Annotated in this window: 24 protein-coding genes; 13 read left to right on the forward strand and 11 right to left on the reverse strand. The window is 36.5% G+C overall.

The annotated features are described in order from the left end of the window. Positions 1–498 precede the first annotated feature (498 nt). Together DN408_RS04350 and DN408_RS04355 are read left to right on the forward strand one after the other, a co-directional pair. Entirely contained in the window at positions 499–1,182 is a 684-nt protein-coding gene (locus tag DN408_RS04350) for an MgtC/SapB family protein (RefSeq protein ID WP_002034530.1), read from the forward strand. A gap of 95 nt (positions 1,183–1,277) precedes the next feature. Beyond that, positions 1,278–2,273, forward strand: a complete 996-nt coding sequence (locus DN408_RS04355) for a potassium channel family protein (RefSeq protein WP_003192106.1) — start codon at positions 1,278–1,280, stop codon at positions 2,271–2,273. On the opposite strand, the gene DN408_RS04360 is transcribed toward DN408_RS04355, so the two are convergent. Both DN408_RS04360 and DN408_RS04365 read right to left on the reverse strand, forming a co-directional pair. Next, positions 2,260–2,673, reverse strand: coding sequence for a YugN-like family protein (locus DN408_RS04360; protein WP_002131278.1), 414 nt, complete (start codon positions 2,671–2,673; stop codon positions 2,260–2,262). The genes DN408_RS04355 and DN408_RS04360 overlap by 14 nt on opposite strands. Positions 2,674–2,781: 108 nt before the next feature. Further along, positions 2,782–4,134, reverse strand: a complete 1,353-nt coding sequence (locus DN408_RS04365; RefSeq protein WP_002015845.1) for a glucose-6-phosphate isomerase — start codon at positions 4,132–4,134, stop codon at positions 2,782–2,784. Positions 4,135–4,415: 281 nt separating this feature from the next. Here DN408_RS04365 and DN408_RS04375 point away from each other — a divergent pair, with 281 nt between their 5' ends. Then, positions 4,416–4,649, forward strand: coding sequence for a DUF378 domain-containing protein (locus DN408_RS04375; protein WP_002089278.1), 234 nt, complete (start codon positions 4,416–4,418; stop codon positions 4,647–4,649). A gap of 112 nt (positions 4,650–4,761) precedes the next feature. Here the strand turns inward: DN408_RS04375 and yugI are convergent, their stop codons facing one another. From yugI to DN408_RS04390, 3 genes are all read right to left on the reverse strand, one after another. Continuing rightward, positions 4,762–5,106 carry a S1 domain-containing post-transcriptional regulator GSP13 gene (yugI, locus tag DN408_RS04380; RefSeq protein ID WP_002015848.1) on the reverse strand — a complete coding sequence of 115 codons (345 nt, stop codon included), beginning with the start codon at positions 5,104–5,106 and terminating at the stop codon, positions 4,762–4,764. 252 nt (positions 5,107–5,358) lie between these two features. Next, entirely contained in the window at positions 5,359–6,549 is a 1,191-nt protein-coding gene (locus DN408_RS04385) for an aminotransferase (RefSeq protein WP_078178521.1), read from the reverse strand. Then, on the reverse strand, positions 6,546–7,043 hold the full coding sequence (locus DN408_RS04390; protein ID WP_002129688.1) for an Lrp/AsnC family transcriptional regulator: 498 nt from the start codon (positions 7,041–7,043) through the stop codon (positions 6,546–6,548). The genes DN408_RS04385 and DN408_RS04390 overlap by 4 nt, the downstream gene beginning before the upstream one ends. A 296-nt stretch (positions 7,044–7,339) precedes the next feature. Between DN408_RS04390 and DN408_RS04395 the strand changes: the two genes are divergently transcribed. After that, positions 7,340–8,332, forward strand: a complete 993-nt coding sequence (locus DN408_RS04395) for a 2-hydroxyacid dehydrogenase (RefSeq protein ID WP_033707944.1) — start codon at positions 7,340–7,342, stop codon at positions 8,330–8,332. A 263-nt stretch (positions 8,333–8,595) separates the two neighbouring features. Next, positions 8,596–9,435 carry an alpha/beta fold hydrolase gene (locus DN408_RS04400; RefSeq protein ID WP_002034539.1) on the forward strand — a complete coding sequence of 280 codons (840 nt, stop codon included), beginning with the start codon at positions 8,596–8,598 and terminating at the stop codon, positions 9,433–9,435. A 215-nt stretch (positions 9,436–9,650) separates the two neighbouring features. On the opposite strand, the gene DN408_RS04405 is transcribed toward DN408_RS04400, so the two are convergent. Then, on the reverse strand, positions 9,651–9,902 hold the full coding sequence (locus tag DN408_RS04405) for a YugE family protein (RefSeq protein WP_078178520.1): 252 nt from the start codon (positions 9,900–9,902) through the stop codon (positions 9,651–9,653). A 117-nt stretch (positions 9,903–10,019) separates the two neighbouring features. On the opposite strand from DN408_RS04405, the gene DN408_RS04410 reads away from it, so the two are divergent. Further along, entirely contained in the window at positions 10,020–11,171 is a 1,152-nt protein-coding gene (locus tag DN408_RS04410) for a MalY/PatB family protein (protein ID WP_078178519.1), read from the forward strand. Between the two features lie 117 nt (positions 11,172–11,288). On the opposite strand, the gene sodC is transcribed toward DN408_RS04410, so the two are convergent. Continuing rightward, complete coding sequence (sodC, locus tag DN408_RS04415) at positions 11,289–11,828, reverse strand: superoxide dismutase [Cu-Zn] (RefSeq protein ID WP_016127724.1); 540 nt, start codon at positions 11,826–11,828, stop codon at positions 11,289–11,291. Between the two features lie 68 nt (positions 11,829–11,896). Next, positions 11,897–12,073, reverse strand: a complete 177-nt coding sequence (locus DN408_RS31300; protein WP_000982764.1) for a hypothetical protein — start codon at positions 12,071–12,073, stop codon at positions 11,897–11,899. Between the two features lie 165 nt (positions 12,074–12,238). Here DN408_RS31300 and kapB point away from each other — a divergent pair, with 165 nt between their 5' ends. Next, positions 12,239–12,622, forward strand: a complete 384-nt coding sequence (gene kapB / locus DN408_RS04420; protein WP_001209324.1) for a kinase-associated lipoprotein KapB — start codon at positions 12,239–12,241, stop codon at positions 12,620–12,622. A gap of 40 nt (positions 12,623–12,662) precedes the next feature. Here the strand turns inward: kapB and kapD are convergent, their stop codons facing one another. Continuing rightward, positions 12,663–13,286: a 3'-5' exonuclease KapD gene (gene kapD / locus DN408_RS04425; protein WP_002034559.1), complete on the reverse strand. Its 624-nt coding sequence runs from the start codon at positions 13,284–13,286 to the stop codon at positions 12,663–12,665. Positions 13,287–13,576: 290 nt separating this feature from the next. On the opposite strand from kapD, the gene DN408_RS04430 reads away from it, so the two are divergent. Continuing rightward, a complete protein-coding gene (locus tag DN408_RS04430; RefSeq protein ID WP_002129696.1) occupies positions 13,577–14,902 on the forward strand; it encodes an ArsB/NhaD family transporter in 1,326 nt (441 codons plus the stop codon). 103 nt (positions 14,903–15,005) lie between these two features. On the opposite strand, the gene DN408_RS04435 is transcribed toward DN408_RS04430, so the two are convergent. Then, complete coding sequence (locus DN408_RS04435) at positions 15,006–15,473, reverse strand: hypothetical protein (RefSeq protein WP_002034556.1); 468 nt, start codon at positions 15,471–15,473, stop codon at positions 15,006–15,008. A 118-nt stretch (positions 15,474–15,591) separates the two neighbouring features. On the opposite strand from DN408_RS04435, the gene DN408_RS04440 reads away from it, so the two are divergent. Together DN408_RS04440 and DN408_RS04445 are read left to right on the forward strand one after the other, a co-directional pair. Beyond that, positions 15,592–16,305 (forward strand): DNA alkylation repair protein, encoded by a 714-nt coding sequence (locus tag DN408_RS04440; RefSeq protein ID WP_002015862.1) that lies wholly within the window; start codon positions 15,592–15,594, stop codon positions 16,303–16,305. Between the two features lie 345 nt (positions 16,306–16,650). Next, positions 16,651–18,027 carry a glycine--tRNA ligase gene (locus tag DN408_RS04445; protein WP_078178518.1) on the forward strand — a complete coding sequence of 459 codons (1,377 nt, stop codon included), beginning with the start codon at positions 16,651–16,653 and terminating at the stop codon, positions 18,025–18,027. Positions 18,028–18,063: 36 nt separating this feature from the next. Here DN408_RS04445 and DN408_RS04450 read toward each other — a convergent pair whose 3' ends face one another. Beyond that, positions 18,064–18,447, reverse strand: a complete 384-nt coding sequence (locus tag DN408_RS04450) for a hotdog fold thioesterase (RefSeq protein WP_002034550.1) — start codon at positions 18,445–18,447, stop codon at positions 18,064–18,066. Between the two features lie 96 nt (positions 18,448–18,543). Between DN408_RS04450 and DN408_RS04455 the strand changes: the two genes are divergently transcribed. The 3 genes from DN408_RS04455 to DN408_RS04465 all read left to right on the forward strand — a co-directional run bounded on the left by DN408_RS04455 (position 18,544) and on the right by DN408_RS04465 (position 20,929). Further along, positions 18,544–19,287 carry a DUF3298 and DUF4163 domain-containing protein gene (locus DN408_RS04455; RefSeq protein ID WP_002129698.1) on the forward strand — a complete coding sequence of 248 codons (744 nt, stop codon included), beginning with the start codon at positions 18,544–18,546 and terminating at the stop codon, positions 19,285–19,287. A 50-nt stretch (positions 19,288–19,337) separates the two neighbouring features. After that, on the forward strand, positions 19,338–19,931 hold the full coding sequence (locus tag DN408_RS04460; RefSeq protein WP_002015867.1) for a biotin transporter BioY: 594 nt from the start codon (positions 19,338–19,340) through the stop codon (positions 19,929–19,931). Between the two features lie 149 nt (positions 19,932–20,080). Next, positions 20,081–20,929 (forward strand): hypothetical protein, encoded by an 849-nt coding sequence (locus tag DN408_RS04465; protein WP_078178517.1) that lies wholly within the window; start codon positions 20,081–20,083, stop codon positions 20,927–20,929. The last annotated feature ends 25 nt before the right edge of the window (positions 20,930–20,954 follow it).

Here is a 20,954-nt window from a genome sequence, read left to right on the forward strand (position 1 = left end):
GTTCAGTTTTCAAAGAACTTATCTGCCGCTTCAGAAGCGACTTCATCATATTAACATCTTCATTTTTCGATGTCAACTATGTTTTTCAATTTCTTTTTTGTCGTTTTCTGCGTTTCTGCATCAGCGACGTTTATTAATATATCATGTGAAAAAATGAAATGCAACACCTTTTGAAAACTTTTTTGAAACCAACTACATTTCTTTTTTAATATCATATACTTAAACGAAACATCTCTTTCATTTCTAAGTAATTCCTACATATATTCTATAGAAAGTCACTCTGTCAAAAAACGTTTCTTTCTATATAAAGTGAAACTTTAATCAGTGGGGGGTATTCATCCCCCACTGATTATTAGCCTTCACCAATCGGGCATGTACGGGCAGTCGTCCCCCACCTAACTTTCTCGCATTCGGCGAATTTTGAGGCGGGGCTTACTGCCCGCAAATAGTGGGATAAACGTTTTATTCATATACCATATCATACAAGGAGGAATATACATGGACTACACCGACTTATTAATAAAACTAGGTCTCTCGGCTATTTTAGGATTCGCTATCGGTTTAGAGCGCGAATTAAAACGTAAACCACTCGGCTTAAAAACGTGTTTAGTTATTTCTATTATTAGTTGCCTCCTAACCATTGTTTCTATTAAAGCAGCTTACAACTTACCACATACCGATCATATGAATATGGATCCACTTCGACTTGCCGCTCAAATTGTATCAGGAATTGGTTTTTTAGGTGCCGGTGTAATTTTACGCAGAGGAAACGATAGTATTGCGGGGTTAACGACCGCCGCTATGATTTGGGGTGCTTCTGGCATCGGCATCGCCGTTGGAGCTGGTTTCTATATCGAGGCTATTTTTGGAATGTGTTTCCTTATGATTAGTGTAGAACTTATACCATTAGCGATGAAATACGTCGGTCCTAGATCATTTCGCCAACGTGATATCGCAGTGAAACTCGTTGTACGAAATATGGACAATATCCCGACCGTAATTGAAGAAATAAAAGAAATGGATATAAAAGTTAAGAACATGAAGCTCAAAACATTGGAAAATGGTTCGCACTATTTACATTTAAAATTGTCTATCGATCAAAAAAGACATACTGCTGATGTTTATTATGCTCTTCAGCATCTTGAAAGTGTTCAACAAACTGAAGTTGAAAGTATGTATTAATTATGAAATGAACTCTCTTTTTAATTAGAGAGTTTTTCTTTTTTCTATAATGGTAACAATGAATGTAGTCCTGAAAAGTAAGGAGGAATAGGAACTTGAAATCCCGTCCGAATTTAGTAGATACATTTCGTGATTCCATTATATTTCGTTTAATTTGTTTTATTATTGTACTTACTACCTTCTCCGGCTTTCTTATACATATATTAGAGCCATCTCACTTCACCACATGGTTCGACGGGGTTTGGTGGTCAATCGTTACCATTTTCACCGTTGGATACGGCGATTTCGCCCCTCATACAACGATAGGAAAACTTATTGGTATATGTATTATTTTATTAGGAACGGGATTTTGTTCTTATTATATGGTTCTATTCGCTACCGACATGATTAATAAACAATATATGAGAATTAAGGGTGAAGCAGCTGCTACCTCTAATGGTCATATGATTATCGTTGGCTGGAATGAGCGTGCAAAACATGTTGTAAAACAAATGCACATATTACAACCGGACCTTGATATCGTTTTAATTGATGAAACACTTTCTTTACTTCCAAAGCCATTTCATCATTTAGAATTTATAAAAGGTTGTCCGCATCACGATCAAACTTTATTAAAAGCTAACATTACAACAGCTCACACTATATTAATAACAGCGGATAAAGAGAAGAACGAAAGCTTAGCAGATACACAGTCCATTTTAAATATTTTAACTGCAAAAGGACTTAATCCAAACATTCACTGCATCGCTGAACTTCTTACTTCTGAACAAATCCAAAATGCAACGAGAGCTGGCGTATCAGAAATTATAGAAGGAAATAAATTAACGAGCTATGTATTTACCGCTTCTCTTTTATTCCCTTCCATTTCAGGTGTACTATTCTCACTTTACGATGAAATCTCTGATAACAAATTACAACTGATGGAGATTCCCCCGTCCTGCACCGGACAATCCTTTGCAAATTGTAGCTATACTCTTTTAAAGCAAAACATTCTCTTACTAGGTGTAAAGCGCGACGAACAATATATGATCAATCCAGTTCATTCTTTCATTCTCATCGAAAGCGACATACTCATCGTTATTCACCATTAAAAAAATGATTTTCTAGTTCTTGTACCAATACTTTACCAATATTGACATACTTTCTTTTCACATCTCCATCTGGATCTTGCGGCTCCGCAAATTGATCCAATCCACTCGTTCCAGCTGTTAAAGCATTAACATTATCATCTAGTTCGTCTTGATATACGTGCGAAAGAATATACGGTGTTTCAAGACGGACTATTACACCAGGCACATCTAGTTCCCCATCCACCGCTGTAAATGGTACGCGTAAAAATTGATACCCTTCTTCTTCGTCGATTTTATAATCAAAGCATCCTTTATCATAATCCCAATTACCGCCAATACTATATCCAAGTGGTTTCATAACCTCTTCTAACTTATATAACGCATATGTACATCCTTCTAATTTTGATTGAATCGGAATCAAGCCCATCCCTCCTAGACTTTTCCTTTAGCATACCCATTCTAGTTTGAATATACCGATGTACCTTTCAATAAAATAATAAAAAGCGACCGGAGACCCGATCGCTTTTCATTATTTTAAACGCTCTTCTAATTCTGCTTTTAATTCTTCAAATCCTGGTTTACCAAGTAAAGCAAACATGTTTTTCTTGTATGCTTCTACTCCTGGTTGGTCAAATGGATTTACGCCTAATAGGTAGCCGCTCATCGCACATGCTTTTTCGAAGAAGTATACAAGGTAACCGAATGTGTACTCATTTAATTCAGGGATGTTTACGATTAAGTTTGGTACTCCGCCATCGCTATGTGCAAGTAATGTACCTTCGTATGCTTTTGTGTTTACGAAGTCTATCGTTTCACCAGCAAGGTAGTTTAATCCATCTAAATCGTTGTCGTCTAATTCGATTTTTAGTTCGTGTGTAGATTTACCTACTTTAAGAACTGTTTCGAATAGGTCACGACGACCTTCTTGAATGTATTGACCTAATGAGTGTAAGTCAGTTGAGAAGTTTGCTGAAGATGGGAAAATACCTTTTTGATCTTTTCCTTCACTTTCACCAAATAACTGTTTCCACCACTCAGAGAAGTAGTGAAGTGCTGGCTCATAGTTAACAAGCATTTCAATTGTTTTCCCTTTATTATATAGAGCATTACGAACTACTGCGTATTGGTAAGCTGGGTTTTCTTCAAGTTCTGATTTCGCGAAATCATTATGGCCAGCAGCTGCACCTTTCATCATCTCTTCAATGTTTAGGCCACTTACAGCGATTGGCAATAAACCTACTGGTGTTAATACAGAGAAACGACCGCCAACATCATCTGGAATAACGAACGTTTCGTAGCCTTCATTATCAGATAATGTTTTTAAAGCACCGCGCGCTTTATCTGTAGTCGCATAAATACGTTTGCGTGCTTCTTCTTTTCCATACTTTTCTTCTAATAATTTACGGAAAATACGGAATGCGATTGCAGGCTCTGTTGTTGTACCTGATTTGGAAATAACGTTAATAGAAAAGTCTTTACCTTCTAGTACGTCCATTAAATCTTTCATGTAAGTGGAGCTAATGTTTTGTCCAACAAATAGCACTTGTGGAGTTTTACGTTGTTCTTTAGAAAGCGTGTTATAGAAAGAATGGTTTAACATTTCAATTGCTGCGCGTGCTCCTAGATAAGAACCACCAATACCTACAACAAGTAAAATGTCAGAGTCATTTTTAATTTTTTCTGCGCATTTTTGAATGCGAGCGAATTCTTCTTTGTCATATTGAAGCGGAAGCTCTACCCACCCAAGGAAATCGTTCCCAGCTCCAGTTTTTTCGTGGATTGCATGATGTGTTACTTTTACTGCATCACGTAAATAAGTTAGTTCATTTTCACCGATGAAGGATAACGCTTTAGAATAGTCGAACGTTACATGTGTACTCATCTTTTTCCCTCCAATTATGTATATGTATTTCTGTATTCACTTTAGCGAAACTAAAGTTGTAAATCAAGCGATTCAACAATTGTAAACGTAACCATTATTTATTTTTTAGAAAAAGTTCATTTTTTGCATAAAAATTCGAATTTTTCGGTATAGATGTATATACATCGTTTTTCGTACATTTTTCATGTATAAAAACAACAAAACTATACCATTCTATAAAGGAGTTAAATTTTCTTATTAACTCCTTGCTTGCTCACGCTTCACATTAAGGGGGGCTTTTCATGAGTACCTTGCAACGTATCGCATTAGTCTTCACTGTAATCGGCGCTGTTAACTGGGGACTGATCGGGTTCTTCCAGTTTGACTTAGTAGCAGCTATTTTCGGGGGACAGAAATCAGCTCTTGCACGTATTATTTACGGCATCGTTGGTATTTCTGGGCTTATCAATCTCGGCTTACTATTTAAACCATCCGAGAATCTTGGTACTCACCCAGAAACACATGAAATTCAATAGTCAGTATGTCTTTTTCGCCTCCGACATACGAATATGATTGCATGCAATCATATTTGCAAATATATATATCATAAGTCACAGTAAAAGAGGAACGCTCATATGCGTTCCTCTTTTACTTTATTACCTCCGACTCTTCAATCCATTCTGCTAGCTTTTCTCGCAGTGTATTAAATCCGTTCTCTGATGGATTCGGTATAAGAATTCGTCCTTGCTTTCTTTTCGCCGCTTTTAACGATAAACTCATTTTTCTGTGTTCTTCATCAATTGAAAGTACTTTTACTTCTACTGTATCTCCGACCTTTAAAAAGTCATGAATGTCTTTTACATACCCATTTGTGATTTCAGATATATGCACAAGTCCTTGTGTTTCTGCATCCAAAGCTACAAATGCACCGTAATCTTGAATTCCAGTTACTTTCCCTGTTACAACCACTCCCGTTGTATATTGTTCTGACATGTGAAACACTCCCATACGTTTACCATTTTCTCTACAATTGTAAATAGCAAAGCAGATGTATTTATTGTTAAATATCCGATTAGTGGTAAGTATCCTAAGTAAAACACCGAGGATACTCCCACCTTATATTAGTAAATTATACCACTTTGATAGAACTCATTCAAAATTCACGAAAAAATTTCCTGTAATACGTATAATTCTCCAATATTAGGATAGAATACTAACACATGGCTTTCTAGTATTCCCCCCCTTTTATGGACAAAACGTATTGTGTTTTGTCCTTTTTTTATTCTCTATGAACCGTTCCATTCTCTTCATTGCTTCCATAAGTTGCTCAAGCGATGTTGCATATGAACAACGAATAAATCCTTCACCACTCCCGCCAAACACATTTCCAGAAACAACAGCCACTTTTTCTTCTAATAATAATTGTTCTGCAAATTCTGCTGAAGATAGTCCGGTTGAAGCTATAGAAGGGAAGACATAAAATGCCCCGCCTGGCACATGACATGTTAAGCCCATTTCATTGAAAGATGTCGTCATAAAGTTACGACGTTTTTTATAGCTATCTCTCATTCGAATTACTTCATCATTTCCCCCGCGTAATGCTTCAAGTGCTGCAAATTGAGACATCGTCGGTGCACACATCATTGAATACTGGTGGATTTTGAGCATTAATTCTGAAAATTGAACAGGGGCTGCAATCATCCCAAGACGCCATCCCGTCATGGCAAACCCTTTTGAAAATCCTGAAATTAAAATCGTATGGTCACGCATATTTTTAATACTCGCGAAACTCGTATATGCTTCGTCGTATACGAGCTCTGCATAAATTTCATCCGATAACACGATTAAATTATACTTCTCAACAATAACAGCTAGCTTTTCTAATTCGGATTTATTTAACATTGCGCCTGTTGGGTTATTGGGAGAACAAAGTAATATTGCCTTTGTTTTCGTTGTAATAGCTGCTTCAATTTGATCTGGCTGTACTTTAAATTCATCTTCTAATGAAGTCGCCACTGGAACAGGGACCCCGCCCGCTAACGTAACAAGCGGTGCATACGAAACGAAACTTGGTTCAATAATAAGTATTTCATCATCAGGGTTTACAATAGCACGCATCGCTACATCTAGCGCTTGACTCGCTCCAACTGTAACAATGATTTCATCATTCGGATCATAAGATACTGCAAATTGTTTTTTTAGATACTTTGCTATTTCTTGACGGAGCTCCAATAATCCTGCATTTGCTGTATATGACGTATATCCTTGTTCTAAAGAACGAATACATGCTTGCCTTACATTCCAAGGTGTAACAAAGTCCGGCTCTCCCACTCCAAGTGAAATAACACCTTTCATACTTGCCGCTAAATCAAAAAACTTTCGTATACCGGACGGTTGTAAAGATTCTGCTACTCTAGATAGGTCAAATTGCTTCACGGTGTCACCACAATTCTCTTATCATCATCTGTCTTTTCATAAATAATCCCCTCATGTTTATACTTCTTCAAAATAAAATGAGTTGTCGTTGAAACGACAGATTCAATTGTTGCTAATTTCTCAGAAACAAACATCGCTACTTCTCCCATCGTCTTTCCTTCTAATGTAATAGAAAGGTCATATGTCCCAGACATTAAATAAACGGATTTCACTTCTGAATAGCGATAAATTTGTTCAGCTACTGCATCAAAACCGACACCACGCTTCGGTGTAACTTTCACATCAATCATCGCCGTTAAACCAGTATGTTCTTTCACTTTTGTCCAATCGATATGTGTTACATAGTCCACGATAATCTTTTCACTTTCTAATTTCGCAACCATTTTTTTCACTTCTTCTACTTCTATATTTAACAACTTCGCTAATGTATCTACAGATAAACGACTATTCTTTTCAAGACAAGCTAATAATTCCAATTCTTTCTCTGTCACCATATAAATCATCCTTCCTTTTAGTTTCTGTCTAAATTATACAAATACTCTTTCCAGTTTGAAAAGAAGATTTTTTTTGAGAATTATGTCAAAATAAAGTGAAACTTTAATCAGCGGAATGCTCTATCCCGCTGATTATTAACCCGCACCAATCGGGCATTTACGGATAGTTGCTTTCCAACTTATATTCTTTGCCTTAGCTGTTCTTCAAGGCGGAAAGCTTACTGTCCATTAATGCGGGATAAAGTGAAACTTTAATCAGCGGAATGCTTTATCCCGCTGATTATTAGCACACACCAATCCAGGTAAAGAGGAAAGGGGATGGAACCGTGAAACCAAAAGTATATATTGCCGAACCAGTTCCAACATTTGTAGAAAACTATTTATCAGAACACTGTGATTTTGAAAAATGGGATCAAAATGAGAAAGTACCTCGTGATGTTCTATTAGAAAAAATAAAAGATAAAGATGGGTTATTAAATTTCGGATCTACTATAAATGAAGAGTTATTGCAGGTTGCTCCTAATTTAAAAGTAGTAAGTAACATTTCTGTTGGCCATGATAACTTTGATTTAAAAGCGATGGAAAAACAAAATGTTATCGGAACGAATACTCCATATGTGTTAGATGATACAGTAGCCGATCTCGTTTTCGCTCTTATGTTATCTGCTGGTCGCCGTGTTTGCGAACTCAATTCCTATGTAAAAAATGGTGAATGGAACGCTGAAATTGGAAAAGAACACTTCGGACTAGATGTACATCATAGTACGATTGGTATTATCGGAATGGGACGAATTGGAGAAGCTGTCGCAAAACGAGCGAAATTCGGCTTTGATATGAATGTCCTTTACTATAATCGTCGCCGTAAAGAAGAAGCTGAGCAAAAATTTGATGCTACATATTGTGATTTACAAACTTTAATCAAACAATCTGATTTTATTATTCTTCTTACTCCATTAACAGATGAAACGTATCATCTTATCGGTGAAAAGGAATTTTCATTAATGAAAGAAACAGCAATTTTCATTAATGCTTCTCGCGGGAAAACAGTAGATGAAACTGCATTAATTCATGCGTTAACAGAAAAGAAAATATTTGCAGCCGGCATCGACACATTTACACAAGAGCCGATTCAAAAAGAGAATCCGCTCTTATCATTACAAAACGTTGTAACTTTACCGCACATCGGATCTGCAACATTAAAAACTCGGCAGCAAATGGCAATGACAGCTGCTGAAAATTTAGTAGCAGGATTACAAGGAAAAACACCACCTAATATTGTGCGTGGGTAATTATAAAGTGAAACTTTAATCAGTGGGGGTTTTGTCCATCCCCCACTGATTATCAGCCTTCACCAATCGGGCTTTTACGGGCAGTTATCTCCCACCTAACTTCCTCGCATTCGCCGAATTTTGAGGTGGGAGTCTACTGCCCGGCGAATAGCGGGATAAATAAGCGAAAGGCAAGATGACGATGTCATCTTGCCTTTTTTTGTTAACATATTTTGTTTCTTGCCGGGAGATGATATGAACAAAAATCAATGGAGTGACAAAAAATGAACCATGAATGCAAATGCCCTTACTTCACTTTTTCCACTCGCGGGACTACTATTCATTACGAATTGTATGAACATAATACTAAAAAAGAACGACCTACTTTCGTACTCGTTCACGGCTTCCTCTCTTCCTCATTTAGCTATCGACGACTCATTCCTTTACTAACAAAGGAAGGTACAGTAATTGCCCTTGATTTACCACCATTCGGAAAAAGTGATAAATCTCATCTCTTTAAATATTCTTATCACAATTTAGCAGCTATTATTATCGATTTAATCGAACATTTATCTCTCTCGAATATTGTACTAGTTGGCCATTCTATGGGCGGACAAATTTCACTCTTTGTAAACCGACTACGCCCTGAATTAATTTCAAAGACGATTTTACTATGTAGCTCTAGTTATTTAGCACGCGCAAACTTACCTTTACTGTACTCCTCTTATTTACCATTCTTCCACTTATACGTGAAGAACTGGATTATTCGAAGGGGCATCGTCCATAACTTAATGAATGTCGTTCATGACCATTCATTAATTGACAATGAAATGATGGAAGGCTATGCTGCTCCTTTTTATGATGATCGTATATTCCCTGCTTTAACTCGAATGATAAGAGACCGTGAAGGTGACTTATCTTCAACTGAATTACAAAAAATCGAAACCCCAGTATTACTCATTTGGGGTGAAAAAGATCGCGTCGTCCCTGTACATGTAGGACACCGTCTCCATAAGGACCTACCTAATTCAACTTTCATTTCTTACGAAAATACAGGGCACCTACTACCTGAAGAAAAGCCCGATCATGTTTATGAAGAAATTATTACGTTTGCGACGCAATAAAGTGAAGCTTTAATCCGTGGGAGGCTCTATCCCCACGGATTATTAGCCTTCACCAATCGGGTTTTTACGGGCAGTTTGATTTCTCGCCTAACCTCTTTGCTTCAACCTAATCTTGAGGCGGGAGTCTTACTGCCCGTTAAAACGGGATAAAGTGAAGCTTTAATCAATCAGCACAAATGAAAATAAACAAAAAGGCTGTCGTAAATTCCGACAGCCTATAACGAACAACTTCCGCCTTCTTTTAGTACGAGTAACTCTATTGCTAATTTTTCGCATTTTTCAAGTGCAGGTACTTCTTCAAAAGACATAAAGTATATATGTTGAATCTTCTTTGCGATGTATTTCGGATCATCAAACACACTTACGACGTTTACAACATCGCTCGCTTCTGTTTCATAAAACTCCGGTCCCATTTGAAACGGATCCCAATTTTTCACAACCTCAATCATTTTGTCATATGCACCCATCTGCTTCCCGCCTTTTCACTTTTTAATGCTTTTCTTTATCGTATCACATCAGCTATTCTATAAGAAGAGTGAGAATTTTCATAACTTAACAGTTTGACAGAAGAAAGGAGCAAACATATGCAACTATTTCATAAAACGGTAAATCGTCGCGGAACGCATAGTACAAAATGGGATACATATAAAAATGAAGAGCTCATCCACGCTTGGATTGCCGATATGGATTTTGAAGTACCAAAACCAATTCAAACTGCATTACAAAAACGCACAGAACATCCTATTTTCGGCTATACACTTCCTCCTGAAAATATTGGGGATATCATTTGTAATTGGACGAAAAGCCAATACAATTGGGAAATACAAAAAGAATGGATTGTATTTAGCGCAGGTATCGTTCCAGCTCTTAGTACGAGCATACAAGCTATAACGAAAGAAGGAGAAGCCGTACTAGTACAACCTCCTATTTATCCACCATTTTTTGAAATGGTCAAAACAAATAATAGACAATTATGTGAGAGTCCCTTATTTAAACAAAATGGCATATATAAGATAGACTTCGAGCATCTAGAAACTCAATTTAAACAAGGTGTAAAACTAATGCTTCTTTGCAGCCCTCACAATCCTATCGGGCGCGTTTGGACGAAAGAGGAGCTAACAAAACTCGGTACGTTATGTACGCAATATAATGTAACCGTTGTCGCGGATGAAATTCACGCCGATATTATTTATAAAGGCCATACTCATACACCGTTTGCTTCTTTATCTGAAGAATTAGCAGCACGCACTATTACTTGTATGGCTCCGAGCAAAACATTTAATATCGCTGGATTACAAGCATCGATCATTATTATTCCGAATGAAAATCTCCGTAATGCCTTTATGTCTATCCAATATAGACAAGGATTCCACGGATTAAATACATTTGCTTATACAGCAATGCAAAGTGCCTATACAGAATGTAATGATTGGCTAAATGAAATTCGATTGTATGTTGAAGATAACGCTCAATTTGCTTGTGAGTATATTCAAAATCACATACCAGCTCTTTCTGTAATTAAACCAGAAGGTAGTTTTTTACTGTGGATTGATTGTTCCCACTTGGATCTTTCTCAAGATGAACGAACAGCATTGCTTGAAGAGAAAGGTAAAATCATCATTGAGCCCGGTGAGAAATACGGAACAGGTGGAGAAGCCCATATCCGAATTAACATTGGCTGTCCTAGATCTGTTTTAGAAGAAATTTTAAACAGACTACACCATACATTCTCATAACAAAAAAGGAGGCTATCCCAAAATGATATTGAGATAGCCTCCTTTTTTCGGTAAATCGATATAATTCCACTTACTATCATGCGGTTTTACAACAAAAGCTATCATTCACGGTAGCTTCTATTTTTTCTTCAGATCCGACGCTTTTTTTACGATAACACCGCAAGCAATTCGGCCACCAGATTTACCAGTTGGTTGCGTCATACCATCATCAGCGTTTTCTGTAATAATAATAGACGCTCCATCTTTTCTATGAATCGTCGTTTTTCCTTCTTCAAGCGTTATATGCGGAGCATCGATTTCTGCTTTAATCTTTCCAGAACCATCCGCCACTACATTCGGTAAATCACCATTTTCCGCACCTTTCGGATTCAAGAGCCCATGTTTTTTATTATCTGGATTAAAATGATTCCCAGATGATTCGAAACTAGGCGCTTTACATTCTCCGATTTCGTGTACATGTATACCGTGTGGTCCTGGTGCAAAACCTTCCGCTTTAATCGTAATTTTCACTCCACTTGTTTGCTGAGCTACTTTTGCAGTCCCAACTTCATCACCTGAAGCATTATGTAATTTCACATCAATTTCTTTCGGCTTCCCTTGGTCACAACCCGCCATTAGAAATAATAAACAACAACTGAAAAAAAGCCGTCTTTTCATTCAATTCCCTCCAAAATGCTTTCTGCCCTTAGATTGTCCGAGCATAGAGGGAAACATACAAAAATGAATTACCGTTTCTTTTCAGCTAAAAGCTTTTCTTCTACTTTCTGTAATCGCTCTGCTTCTCGTTTTGATACACGAATAAACATACGCCACGTAGCAACCGCACCGATGATAAATAGAACGCAAACAATACCTGGAATAATATACTCCGTTTTATCTTCAGGGAAATATAAAGGCATCATAACGAACACTCCTTATTATAGGATTCAAAAAACATCAGAATTTTCTGTTATATATCTTTAAATTATAGTTGAACCAGTTCATATTCTCAAGGGGGCGTTCCGAAAGCGAATGATTTCTTTGACTCCTTCGCGCACTTTCCTTACTATAAACTTGAGGTGAAAAATATGAGAGAAACATTTGAAATTGGTGAAATCGTTACTGGTATTTATAAAACTGGAAAATACATCGGCGAAATTACAAATAGCCGTCCTGGCAGTTACGTCGTAAAAGTACTAGCTGTTTTAAAACATCCAGTGCAAGGTGATTTACATAATGTAAAACAAGCTGACGTACCATTCTTCCATGAAAGACGTGCTTTAGCTTTTCGTGAACAGACGAACATTCCAGAGCAAATGGTGAAGAAATATGAAGGAGAAATTCCGGATTATACAGAGTCACTAAAATTAGCATTAGAAACTCAAATGAATTCATTTTCTGAAGATGATTCACCTTTTGCGGGGCGTAGTCTAGAAACACTTCAGCAATTGAAGCAAGATTACAAACTTTAAAAAACAAAACGACCAAATTACATATTTTGCAATTTGGTCGTTACTGTGTACTCACTTTCTTTAACACTTTCGAAAAATCAACAAGTTCCCCTAATGTCGGAGGTGCTGGTTTGACTAAATACTCTTTATCTTTTTCTACTAACTTAAAAATATTATATGTCGTCATCGCATCATCAAGCGCACAATGATGCTTTCCTGTTCCTGCTTTTCCATACGCCTCAATTGCTTTCCACAGCCCTGTTTGATTTCTCTCTCCAAAAAACTTCTTATACTCAAGCGATAAATCACGACACTGTCCAAAGAATGGAAATTCTACTCCCGCCATTTCACAGTTATGCTTTAAGACTTTCATATCCATATTTCCCCACGTTACAATTGTCGGTTTACCACTCTTTTCATATTCTGCAAGTTTCTCAACAAGTTCATGAAAAGAAATTCCTTTGTCCACTACTTCCTGTTTAATTCCTAAAAATTTTTTACATCGATCCGTTAAAGACGGAAATGTTTTCGGTCTAATATGCGATGAATACGTATCTTCCACCTTACAACCAACAACTGAAACGAGTCCGACCTCAATAATTTCTGGGAAAAAACCTTTTGGCTTTTTTCTATGCTGGGGCATCGTAAACTCAAAGTCTAAAAACAAAAATCGTTGTTCATCCATACGATCCCTTCCTTATCATATTTGTCATTCCTTTCTATTTGACACTCCTACACGAACAAGCTCGAATGCTGATTCGATTTTAAATATTCAGATTGGATGTATCTTATATATATGTCAGATGCCCACAAATATTTTTAAAAATAAGAAAAAATGACCTATGCAGAAAATATGACAAAATAAACCCTTTCATTTACATCCGCCATTTTTCTACTTTATAATGACGTTATGTGTGTTTCATCTAGTTAATTTTTTGACACACTAAGAAAAGTGAATGAAAGGAGATGAGAGTTTTGCACGAAACAACGCAAGAACTCGCAAACTGGCAGTATTATTTCGCTATCGCAGTCTTTTTAATTACATATGCCATTATTATTTCTGAAAAAATTAACCGTGCTGTCATCGCACTTCTTGGTGCAGCATTCATGGTAATTGCAGGGGTCGTTGACTTACACAATGCCTTTACGAAACATATTGAATGGGGAACAATTACATTACTCATCGGTATGATGATACTGGTAAACATTACAAGTAAGTCAGGTGTCTTCCAATACGTTGCCATTAAAGCCGCAAAAGGAGCACAAGGAAATCCAATTAAAATTTTAATTTCACTGTCCTTACTTACCGCGCTTGGCTCAGCATTTTTAGATAACGTTACAACAGTACTTCTTGTTGTTCCAGTTACTTTATCTATTACGCGCATCTTGCAAGTAAATCCTGTTCCATATTTACTTTCTGAAATTATTTTTTCAAATATCGGAGGAACAGCAACATTAATTGGTGATCCGCCAAATATTATGATTGGTTCTGCAAATAAGCATTTAGATTTCAATGCTTTCTTATTCAACTTAGCACCTATCGTGATCATCATTATTGCTGTTACGGCAACAATGCTTTACTTCATGTACCGTAAGCAATTAATTGCTGATCCTGTACAAATTAAAAAGTTAATGAGCTTAGATGAAAAACAATACATTAAAGACCCAGTATTAATGAAGAAATCTTTAACAGTACTTGGCCTTACTATTGTAGGCTTCATGACTCATTCTATTTTCCATATTGATGCAGCTATCATCGCCTTAACTGGCGCTACTGTACTTATGTTAATCGGTGTGAAAGAACATGAAATTGAAGAGGTATTCGCAAGTGTAGAGTGGGTAACAATCTTCTTCTTCGCGGGACTATTCGTACTCGTTGGAGGACTTATCGATATCGGGCTTATCAAAATGTTAGCTCAAAAAGTAATTGGAATAACAGGCGGAGATATTTCTCACGCATCTATCCTTATTCTATGGGTATCTGGTATCGCCTCTGCAACAATCGATAACATTCCATTCGTTGCAACAATGATTCCACTTATTAACGATATGGCAGTTGGGCTAGGTTTATCACCTTCTGACGCACAAATTGACGTACTATGGTGGGCATTAGCATTAGGTGCTTGCTTAGGTGGAAACGGAACATTAATCGGAGCTTCTGCTAACGTAATCGTAGCCGGAATCGCAAGTCGTGAAGGACATAAATTCAGCTACATGGAATTCCTTAAAGTCGGCTTCCCAATTATGATCGTTTCATTAATCATTTCTCACATTTACATTTACTTACGCTATCTTATGTAGTAGAAAAAAGCGTCCTGCTCAGCAGGGCGCTTTCGTTCTTTTTTCAGCATATCCGAATTATTATAGAACCAAATATATCGACCGCAGGGCAACTTTGATACGCCTACTCGTTATACCTCACCGGCTCATTCCGAATAATGAACAAATGAATCGGCAAGAAAACCGAAAACGTGATTGTATGAATGATCGTAAACAGTATGGAATTCGTTCCGTATCTATCCAAAATAGCATAGATAAGATAAATAGACAGTACAAGTGATACAGCTGTTGCTAATATATATAGAATTGGTACGAAATTAAAGATGAAGCATCCAACATATATGCCAAATACTTTCCACCCTGCTTCTTCTTTCAAGAAATCTGGTAATTTATCTTTCGCTAAATCACCCCATATCTTACTATTTATAAACGGAATAAAAGCAAGAACACCATCAGTTGCACCATCATTTTTCGCCATCGTATAAAGTGCAAAAGCCGTTAACAAATACGAAATAATTGCCCAAATTATTATAACAAGCATAAACGCAAAACTAAGAGCAAAGAAACCTGCTAGTACGCCTTGATCTTCCATCTTATCCTCTCCTCTCTCTTCTCAACATATTTCATTACAGTGCAAGTTATGTTTTAAAATTTAACCAAACTCTTTGTATAATAAGAAGAGAAAGATAATGAGAGAGGAGTACATACCTATGCATCCATTTGTAAAGGCATTACAAGAGCATTTTACAGCTCATCAAAATCCCGAAAAAGCAGAACCGATGGCACGTTATATGAAAAATCACTTCCCATTTCTCGGTATTCAAACTCCTGAGAGAAGACAGTTATTGAAAGACGTAATTCAAATACATACTCTCCCAGATAAAAAGGACTTCCAAATTATCGTGCGTGAACTTTGGGACCTACCAGAACGTGAATTTCAAGCTGCCGCACTCGATATCATGCAAAAATATAAAAAACACATAAATGAAACTCACATCCCATTTTTAGAAGAACTTATTGTCACAAAATCTTGGTGGGATTCTGTTGATAGCATCGTCCCTACATTTTTAGGTGCTATCTTTTTAAAACATCCAGAATTAATTTCTGCATATATTCCAAAATGGATTGCATCAGAAAACATATGGTTACAACGTGCCGCTATTTTATTCCAGCTAAAATATAAACAAAAAATGGATGAAGAACTCCTTTTCTGGATTATCGGACAACTACATTCCTCAAAAGAATTTTTCATTCAAAAAGCAATCGGCTGGGTCCTTCGCGAATATGCAAAAACAAAACCAGATGTAGTATGGGAATACGTTCAAACTAACGAGCTCGCTCCACTTAGTAAACGTGAAGCAATTAAGCATATTAAGCAAAATTACGGAATAAATAACGAAAAAATAGGCGAGACTCTATCCTAGATGGGCACGTTCCTCTATTGAGATTTAAAAAAGAACGTGTTAAAATATGTTCATTATTATTAATATAAGTAGCGATGACGGACTTATAAGTACTTGCATAAAAAGCGATTCAGGGATAGTGAAAGCCTGAAGCTGCGAGGAAACGGCAGTCTCGAGCAATACGTGATAAAGTGGATGCACATTTTGTGTATCAACTAGGGTGGAACCGCGGGCAAACGCTCGTCCCTAGGCGATTAAGCCTTGGGATGAGCGTTTTTTTATGTTTTTTAAAGCATATATTGCTCGTTTCCAAAGTACCTATCACGTCATCGCAAATACGTTAACTTTCAAAAGGAGGATTTTATTATGTATTCAATGGAACAAGTTGTAAACTTAGCGAAACATCGCGGTTTCGTTTTCCCTGGTTCTGAAATTTACGGTGGTCTTGCAAACACATGGGATTACGGTCCACTTGGAATCGAATTAAAAAATAACGTCAAAAAAGCTTGGTGGAAAAAATTCATTCAAGAATCTCCACACAACGTTGGTTTAGATGCTGCTATTTTAATGAACCCAAAAACTTGGATCGCTTCTGGTCACGTTGGTAACTTTAATGATCCAATGATCGACTGTAAAAAATGTAAAGCTCGTCACCGTGCTGACAAATTAATTGAAGATGCATTAGACGCAAAAGGTATCGAAATGGTCGTTGACGGTCTTACTTTCGACCAAATGGCTAACTTAATGAAAGAACATGAAGTAAAATGCCCAGATTGCGGTAGCCAAGAATTCACGGAAATCCGTCAGTTCAACTTAATGTTCAAAACATTCCAAGGTGTTACAGAGTCTAGCACAAACGAAATCTTCCTTCGTCCTGAAACAGCACAAGGTATTTTCGTAAACTTTAAAAACGTACAACGCTCTATGCGTAAAAAACTTCCATTTGGTATCGGCCAAATCGGTAAAAGTTTCCGTAACGAAATCACACCTGGTAACTTCACATTCCGTACACGTGAATTCGAACAAATGGAACTTGAATTCTTCTGTAAGCCTGGTGAAGATTTAGAGTGGTTCGCATTCTGGCGTGAAACTTGTAAAAACTGGTTACTTTCACTTGGTATGACTGAAGAAAGCATGCGTCTTCGTGACCACGGTGAAGACGAGTTATCTCATTACAGTAACGCAACAACTGATATTGAATTCAGATTCCCATTCGGTTGGGGCGAACTATGGGGCGTTGCATCTCGTACAGACTTCGATTTAAAACGTCATATGGAACACTCTAACGAAGACTTTAACTATATCGATCCACAAACGAATGAGCGTTACGTGCCTTACTGCATCGAGCCATCTCTAGGTGCAGACCGTGTAACATTAGCATTCTTATGTGATGCATATGAAGAAGAGCAATTAGAAAACGATTCTCGTACAGTTCTTCGTTTCCACCCTGCTTTAGCACCATATAAAGCAGCTATCTTACCATTATCTAAAAAGCTATCTGAAGGTGCTACTGAAGTATTCGCAGAACTAGCTAAAGACTTCATGGTAGACTTTGATGAAACTGGTTCTATCGGTAAACGTTACCGTCGTCAAGACGAAATCGGTACTCCATTCTGTATCACATACGACTTCGACTCTGTTGAAGACAAAGCTGTTACAGTACGTGACCGTGACACAATGGAACAAGTTCGTATGCCAATTAGCGAACTAAAAGGTTTCTTAGAGAAAAAAATCCAGTTCTAATTATAAAAAAGAGGCGCTCTATTGAGCCGCCTCTTTTTACTTTTCACGTTTTTCTTTAATTGCTACTGTACATCTTGATATACATAGTAACTCATCATTTTCATCAATGATGCGAATATCCCAAACCATTGTCGATTGTCCTCTATGTATCGGTGTTCCAATTGCTGTTACAATTCCATCTTGCTTTGAGCGAATATGATTTGCATTAATTTCTAATCCGAAACAAATACATTTTTCTTGATCAATTAAATTGTATGAACCAACACTTGCCACAGTTTCTGCTAATGCAACAGATGCACCACCGTGTAAAAATCCAAACGGCTGATGCGTGCGTTCATCAACAGGCATTGTAGCAACTACTTTATCCTCTGTCATTTCTAACAACTCAATTCCAAGCGAATCCATTAAAGTTTTTGACATATCGTTTTCAACCTCTCTCACTTTAGATCAAATGTATAATTTTACCTGTTTAATTTCAAACTACCTATAACACTTATATAAGGAGGTTTCACCTAAATGAAACAGAAATTTTGTATACTATTGCTTATGTTCTCCTTGCTGACTATTGTACCAAATTGTGCAATAGCAGCCAAAGCATCCAACCTGACAATCAATGTTAAGACTGTAACGCAAAAAGGTAAGAAACCTTATATAGAATATCAAATTAATAGGCCTTCCTTTCACAACTTTTCTGATTCAAAATTTCAAAATAAGCTGAATTCCTATTACAAAAACTCTACTACTAAATTTAAAAGTAAATTAGAAAAAGAAGCGAAGAAATATTATGAGGAAACAGAAGGATCTAGCACACCTTTTCATCCATACGTTGCAAATGTTGACTATAAAGTAGCTTTAAACAAACCACCTTTCCTCAGCCTATATGTGAATTACTATCAATATACAGGCGGAGCGCACGGACTGTATACGTGGAAGGCAAATACATTTGATTTAAACGAAAAAAAATTATTACACTTAGACGATTTATTTCAACAAGAGGATAAATATAAAGAAATAATTCGCACAGAGATTGTAAGACAAATTAAACAAAATGAAAGCATTTATTTTCCTGATGCAGTCGAAAAAGTAACGAGCACTAAAAAGTTTCACTACTTTTTAGAACCGGATAATCTTGTAATTTATTTCTCTTTATATGAAATTGCTCCTTATTCAAGCGGAATTCCGCAGTTTCGTATTCCATACACATTGCTTAGAGACTATTTAAAGCCTTCTTATCAAAATATTTTGATTGACAACAAGTAAATATTTTCGCTACGATAATGTTAACCTAAACACAACTGGAGGTTAACATTATGAAGAAGCTTCATGTTTTAGATTTAGCATTAGCTGCCATGTTCGTCGCTCTTATGGCTATTGGTGCAAATATTGTATCGTGGGCACCATTCTTACAAATAGCGGGCATTCCATTATCTATGCAACCATTTTTCGCAATTTTAGCAGGTCTTCTTCTTGGGAGTAGACTTGGGGCATTATCAATGACTGTTTACATGCTTGTTGGAGTAGCAGGTGCGCCAATCTTCGCTAACTTCAAAGCTGGATTTGGAGCACTTTTAGATCCTACTGGTGGTTTTATTATCGCATTTATTATCGTTGCTTACGTATCAGGAAAACTAGTAGAACAAAAAGAACGACCAACATTCAGCACCTTTGCAATTTCTTCTTTCGTCGGAATCATTTTAACGTATATTATCGGTACTACTTATATGTACGGGGCAGTCAATATTTTCATGGGTGGTAATATGAGTTATAAAGCTGCCTGGATGATTATGATGTGGTTCGCAGTAAAGGATATTGCGTTTACAATTATCGGCGCTATTATCGCACCTCGCATATACTATGCTGTACGTCGTTCCGCTTATCAGCATTCTCATTCGACGATTTCATAATAAAAAATGAGTTATTTCAGTATACTGAAATAACTCATTTTTTATTTTCGACAATATACGACACATATTAGAAATAAATTTTGTTATGATAGTTCAGCAAATCTTACATTTTGCACATCTAATTAAAACAATATTTTGGAGGAAAATCAGTGAAGCTATCAAAAAATACACTTATTAAAATAAGTGTCGGAGTACTATCTTTATTTTTCATACTAGGTATGAGCATCAGTTACAAATTATATGGAAATAGCGAGTTAGGAATGCAATATACCTTTGGAAACGGTCTAGCATTTTTCTTTTTAATACTTACTATAATTAGTTTATGCACAGCCTTAATCTTTATTGTTATTGGGTTAATTAAGAAAGTACGAAAATTACCAGCAAAAAAATCTTTATTAACATCTATAATACTCTTTCTTACATCAGTTATATCAATCATCATCCTTCTCTTTACGATAACAAAAGTAACGAATATGGAGGAAGAATATCAAGCTATTCAAGCCCAAAAGAAAAAAGAAGCTGATTACTTAATTGCTGCGGCATCTTTTTATAATGATATAGAAACCTTTAGATATTCAGCTTCTTATGTATTATCCGAGTATTCAACTACATGGTCAAAAGCGATTGATCAAAGAAATGACTTCAATAATGCGCTTAGATCTAAGAGAACAGAAATTGATGGGACGGTTACAACTGTAGATACGTTTTACAGCAATATGGGAACAGATTTAAAGTTAGTCTCTGAAGCTGCAAAAGAACAGCCAAATAAGTATAAAGAAACCTATGAAGAATATAAAAAAATATATGGTATTATTACCGCTCTCAATGAACAAGCTCAATCTCCAAGTGGCAGTTTAATCACATTCAACCAAAACGTTAATACATTAATTCAGGAATACAAAAAAGCAGCTGGAAATATTAATATCGCTATTACTGATGAAATTAAATCAAAAGCTAATGAATTGAATCCTACCGATAAAAATTTAAGTTCTAATTAAAGACACTCTTTCCAGAGTGTCTTTT

Origin of the sequence: Bacillus sp. AR13-1 (assembly GCF_008042285.1) — a bacterium.
GTDB classification, from domain to species: domain Bacteria; phylum Bacillota; class Bacilli; order Bacillales; family Bacillaceae_G; genus Bacillus_A; species Bacillus_A mycoides.

What these genes read in the sequence shown, in the direction of transcription:
- DN408_RS04350 (WP_002034530.1), top strand. Translation starts at nt 499, where the DNA reads ATGGACTACACCGACTTATTAATAAAACTAGGTCTCTCGGCTATTTTA.
- DN408_RS04365 (WP_002015845.1), bottom strand. Translation starts at nt 4,134, where the DNA reads ATGAGTACACATGTAACGTTCGACTATTCTAAAGCGTTATCCTTCATC.
- DN408_RS04375 (WP_002089278.1), top strand. Translation starts at nt 4,416, where the DNA reads ATGAGTACCTTGCAACGTATCGCATTAGTCTTCACTGTAATCGGCGCT.
- yugI (WP_002015848.1), bottom strand. Translation starts at nt 5,106, where the DNA reads ATGTCAGAACAATATACAACGGGAGTGGTTGTAACAGGGAAAGTAACT.
- DN408_RS04390 (WP_002129688.1), bottom strand. Translation starts at nt 7,043, where the DNA reads ATGGTGACAGAGAAAGAATTGGAATTATTAGCTTGTCTTGAAAAGAAT.
- DN408_RS04400 (WP_002034539.1), top strand. Translation starts at nt 8,596, where the DNA reads ATGAACCATGAATGCAAATGCCCTTACTTCACTTTTTCCACTCGCGGG.
- DN408_RS04405 (WP_078178520.1), bottom strand. Translation starts at nt 9,902, where the DNA reads ATGGGTGCATATGACAAAATGATTGAGGTTGTGAAAAATTGGGATCCG.
- DN408_RS04410 (WP_078178519.1), top strand. Translation starts at nt 10,020, where the DNA reads ATGCAACTATTTCATAAAACGGTAAATCGTCGCGGAACGCATAGTACA.
- sodC (WP_016127724.1), bottom strand. Translation starts at nt 11,828, where the DNA reads ATGAAAAGACGGCTTTTTTTCAGTTGTTGTTTATTATTTCTAATGGCG.
- DN408_RS31300 (WP_000982764.1), bottom strand. Translation starts at nt 12,073, where the DNA reads ATGATGCCTTTATATTTCCCTGAAGATAAAACGGAGTATATTATTCCA.
- kapB (WP_001209324.1), top strand. Translation starts at nt 12,239, where the DNA reads ATGAGAGAAACATTTGAAATTGGTGAAATCGTTACTGGTATTTATAAA.
- kapD (WP_002034559.1), bottom strand. Translation starts at nt 13,286, where the DNA reads ATGGATGAACAACGATTTTTGTTTTTAGACTTTGAGTTTACGATGCCC.
- DN408_RS04435 (WP_002034556.1), bottom strand. Translation starts at nt 15,473, where the DNA reads ATGGAAGATCAAGGCGTACTAGCAGGTTTCTTTGCTCTTAGTTTTGCG.
- DN408_RS04440 (WP_002015862.1), top strand. Translation starts at nt 15,592, where the DNA reads ATGCATCCATTTGTAAAGGCATTACAAGAGCATTTTACAGCTCATCAA.
- DN408_RS04445 (WP_078178518.1), top strand. Translation starts at nt 16,651, where the DNA reads ATGTATTCAATGGAACAAGTTGTAAACTTAGCGAAACATCGCGGTTTC.
- DN408_RS04450 (WP_002034550.1), bottom strand. Translation starts at nt 18,447, where the DNA reads ATGTCAAAAACTTTAATGGATTCGCTTGGAATTGAGTTGTTAGAAATG.
- DN408_RS04455 (WP_002129698.1), top strand. Translation starts at nt 18,544, where the DNA reads ATGAAACAGAAATTTTGTATACTATTGCTTATGTTCTCCTTGCTGACT.
- DN408_RS04460 (WP_002015867.1), top strand. Translation starts at nt 19,338, where the DNA reads ATGAAGAAGCTTCATGTTTTAGATTTAGCATTAGCTGCCATGTTCGTC.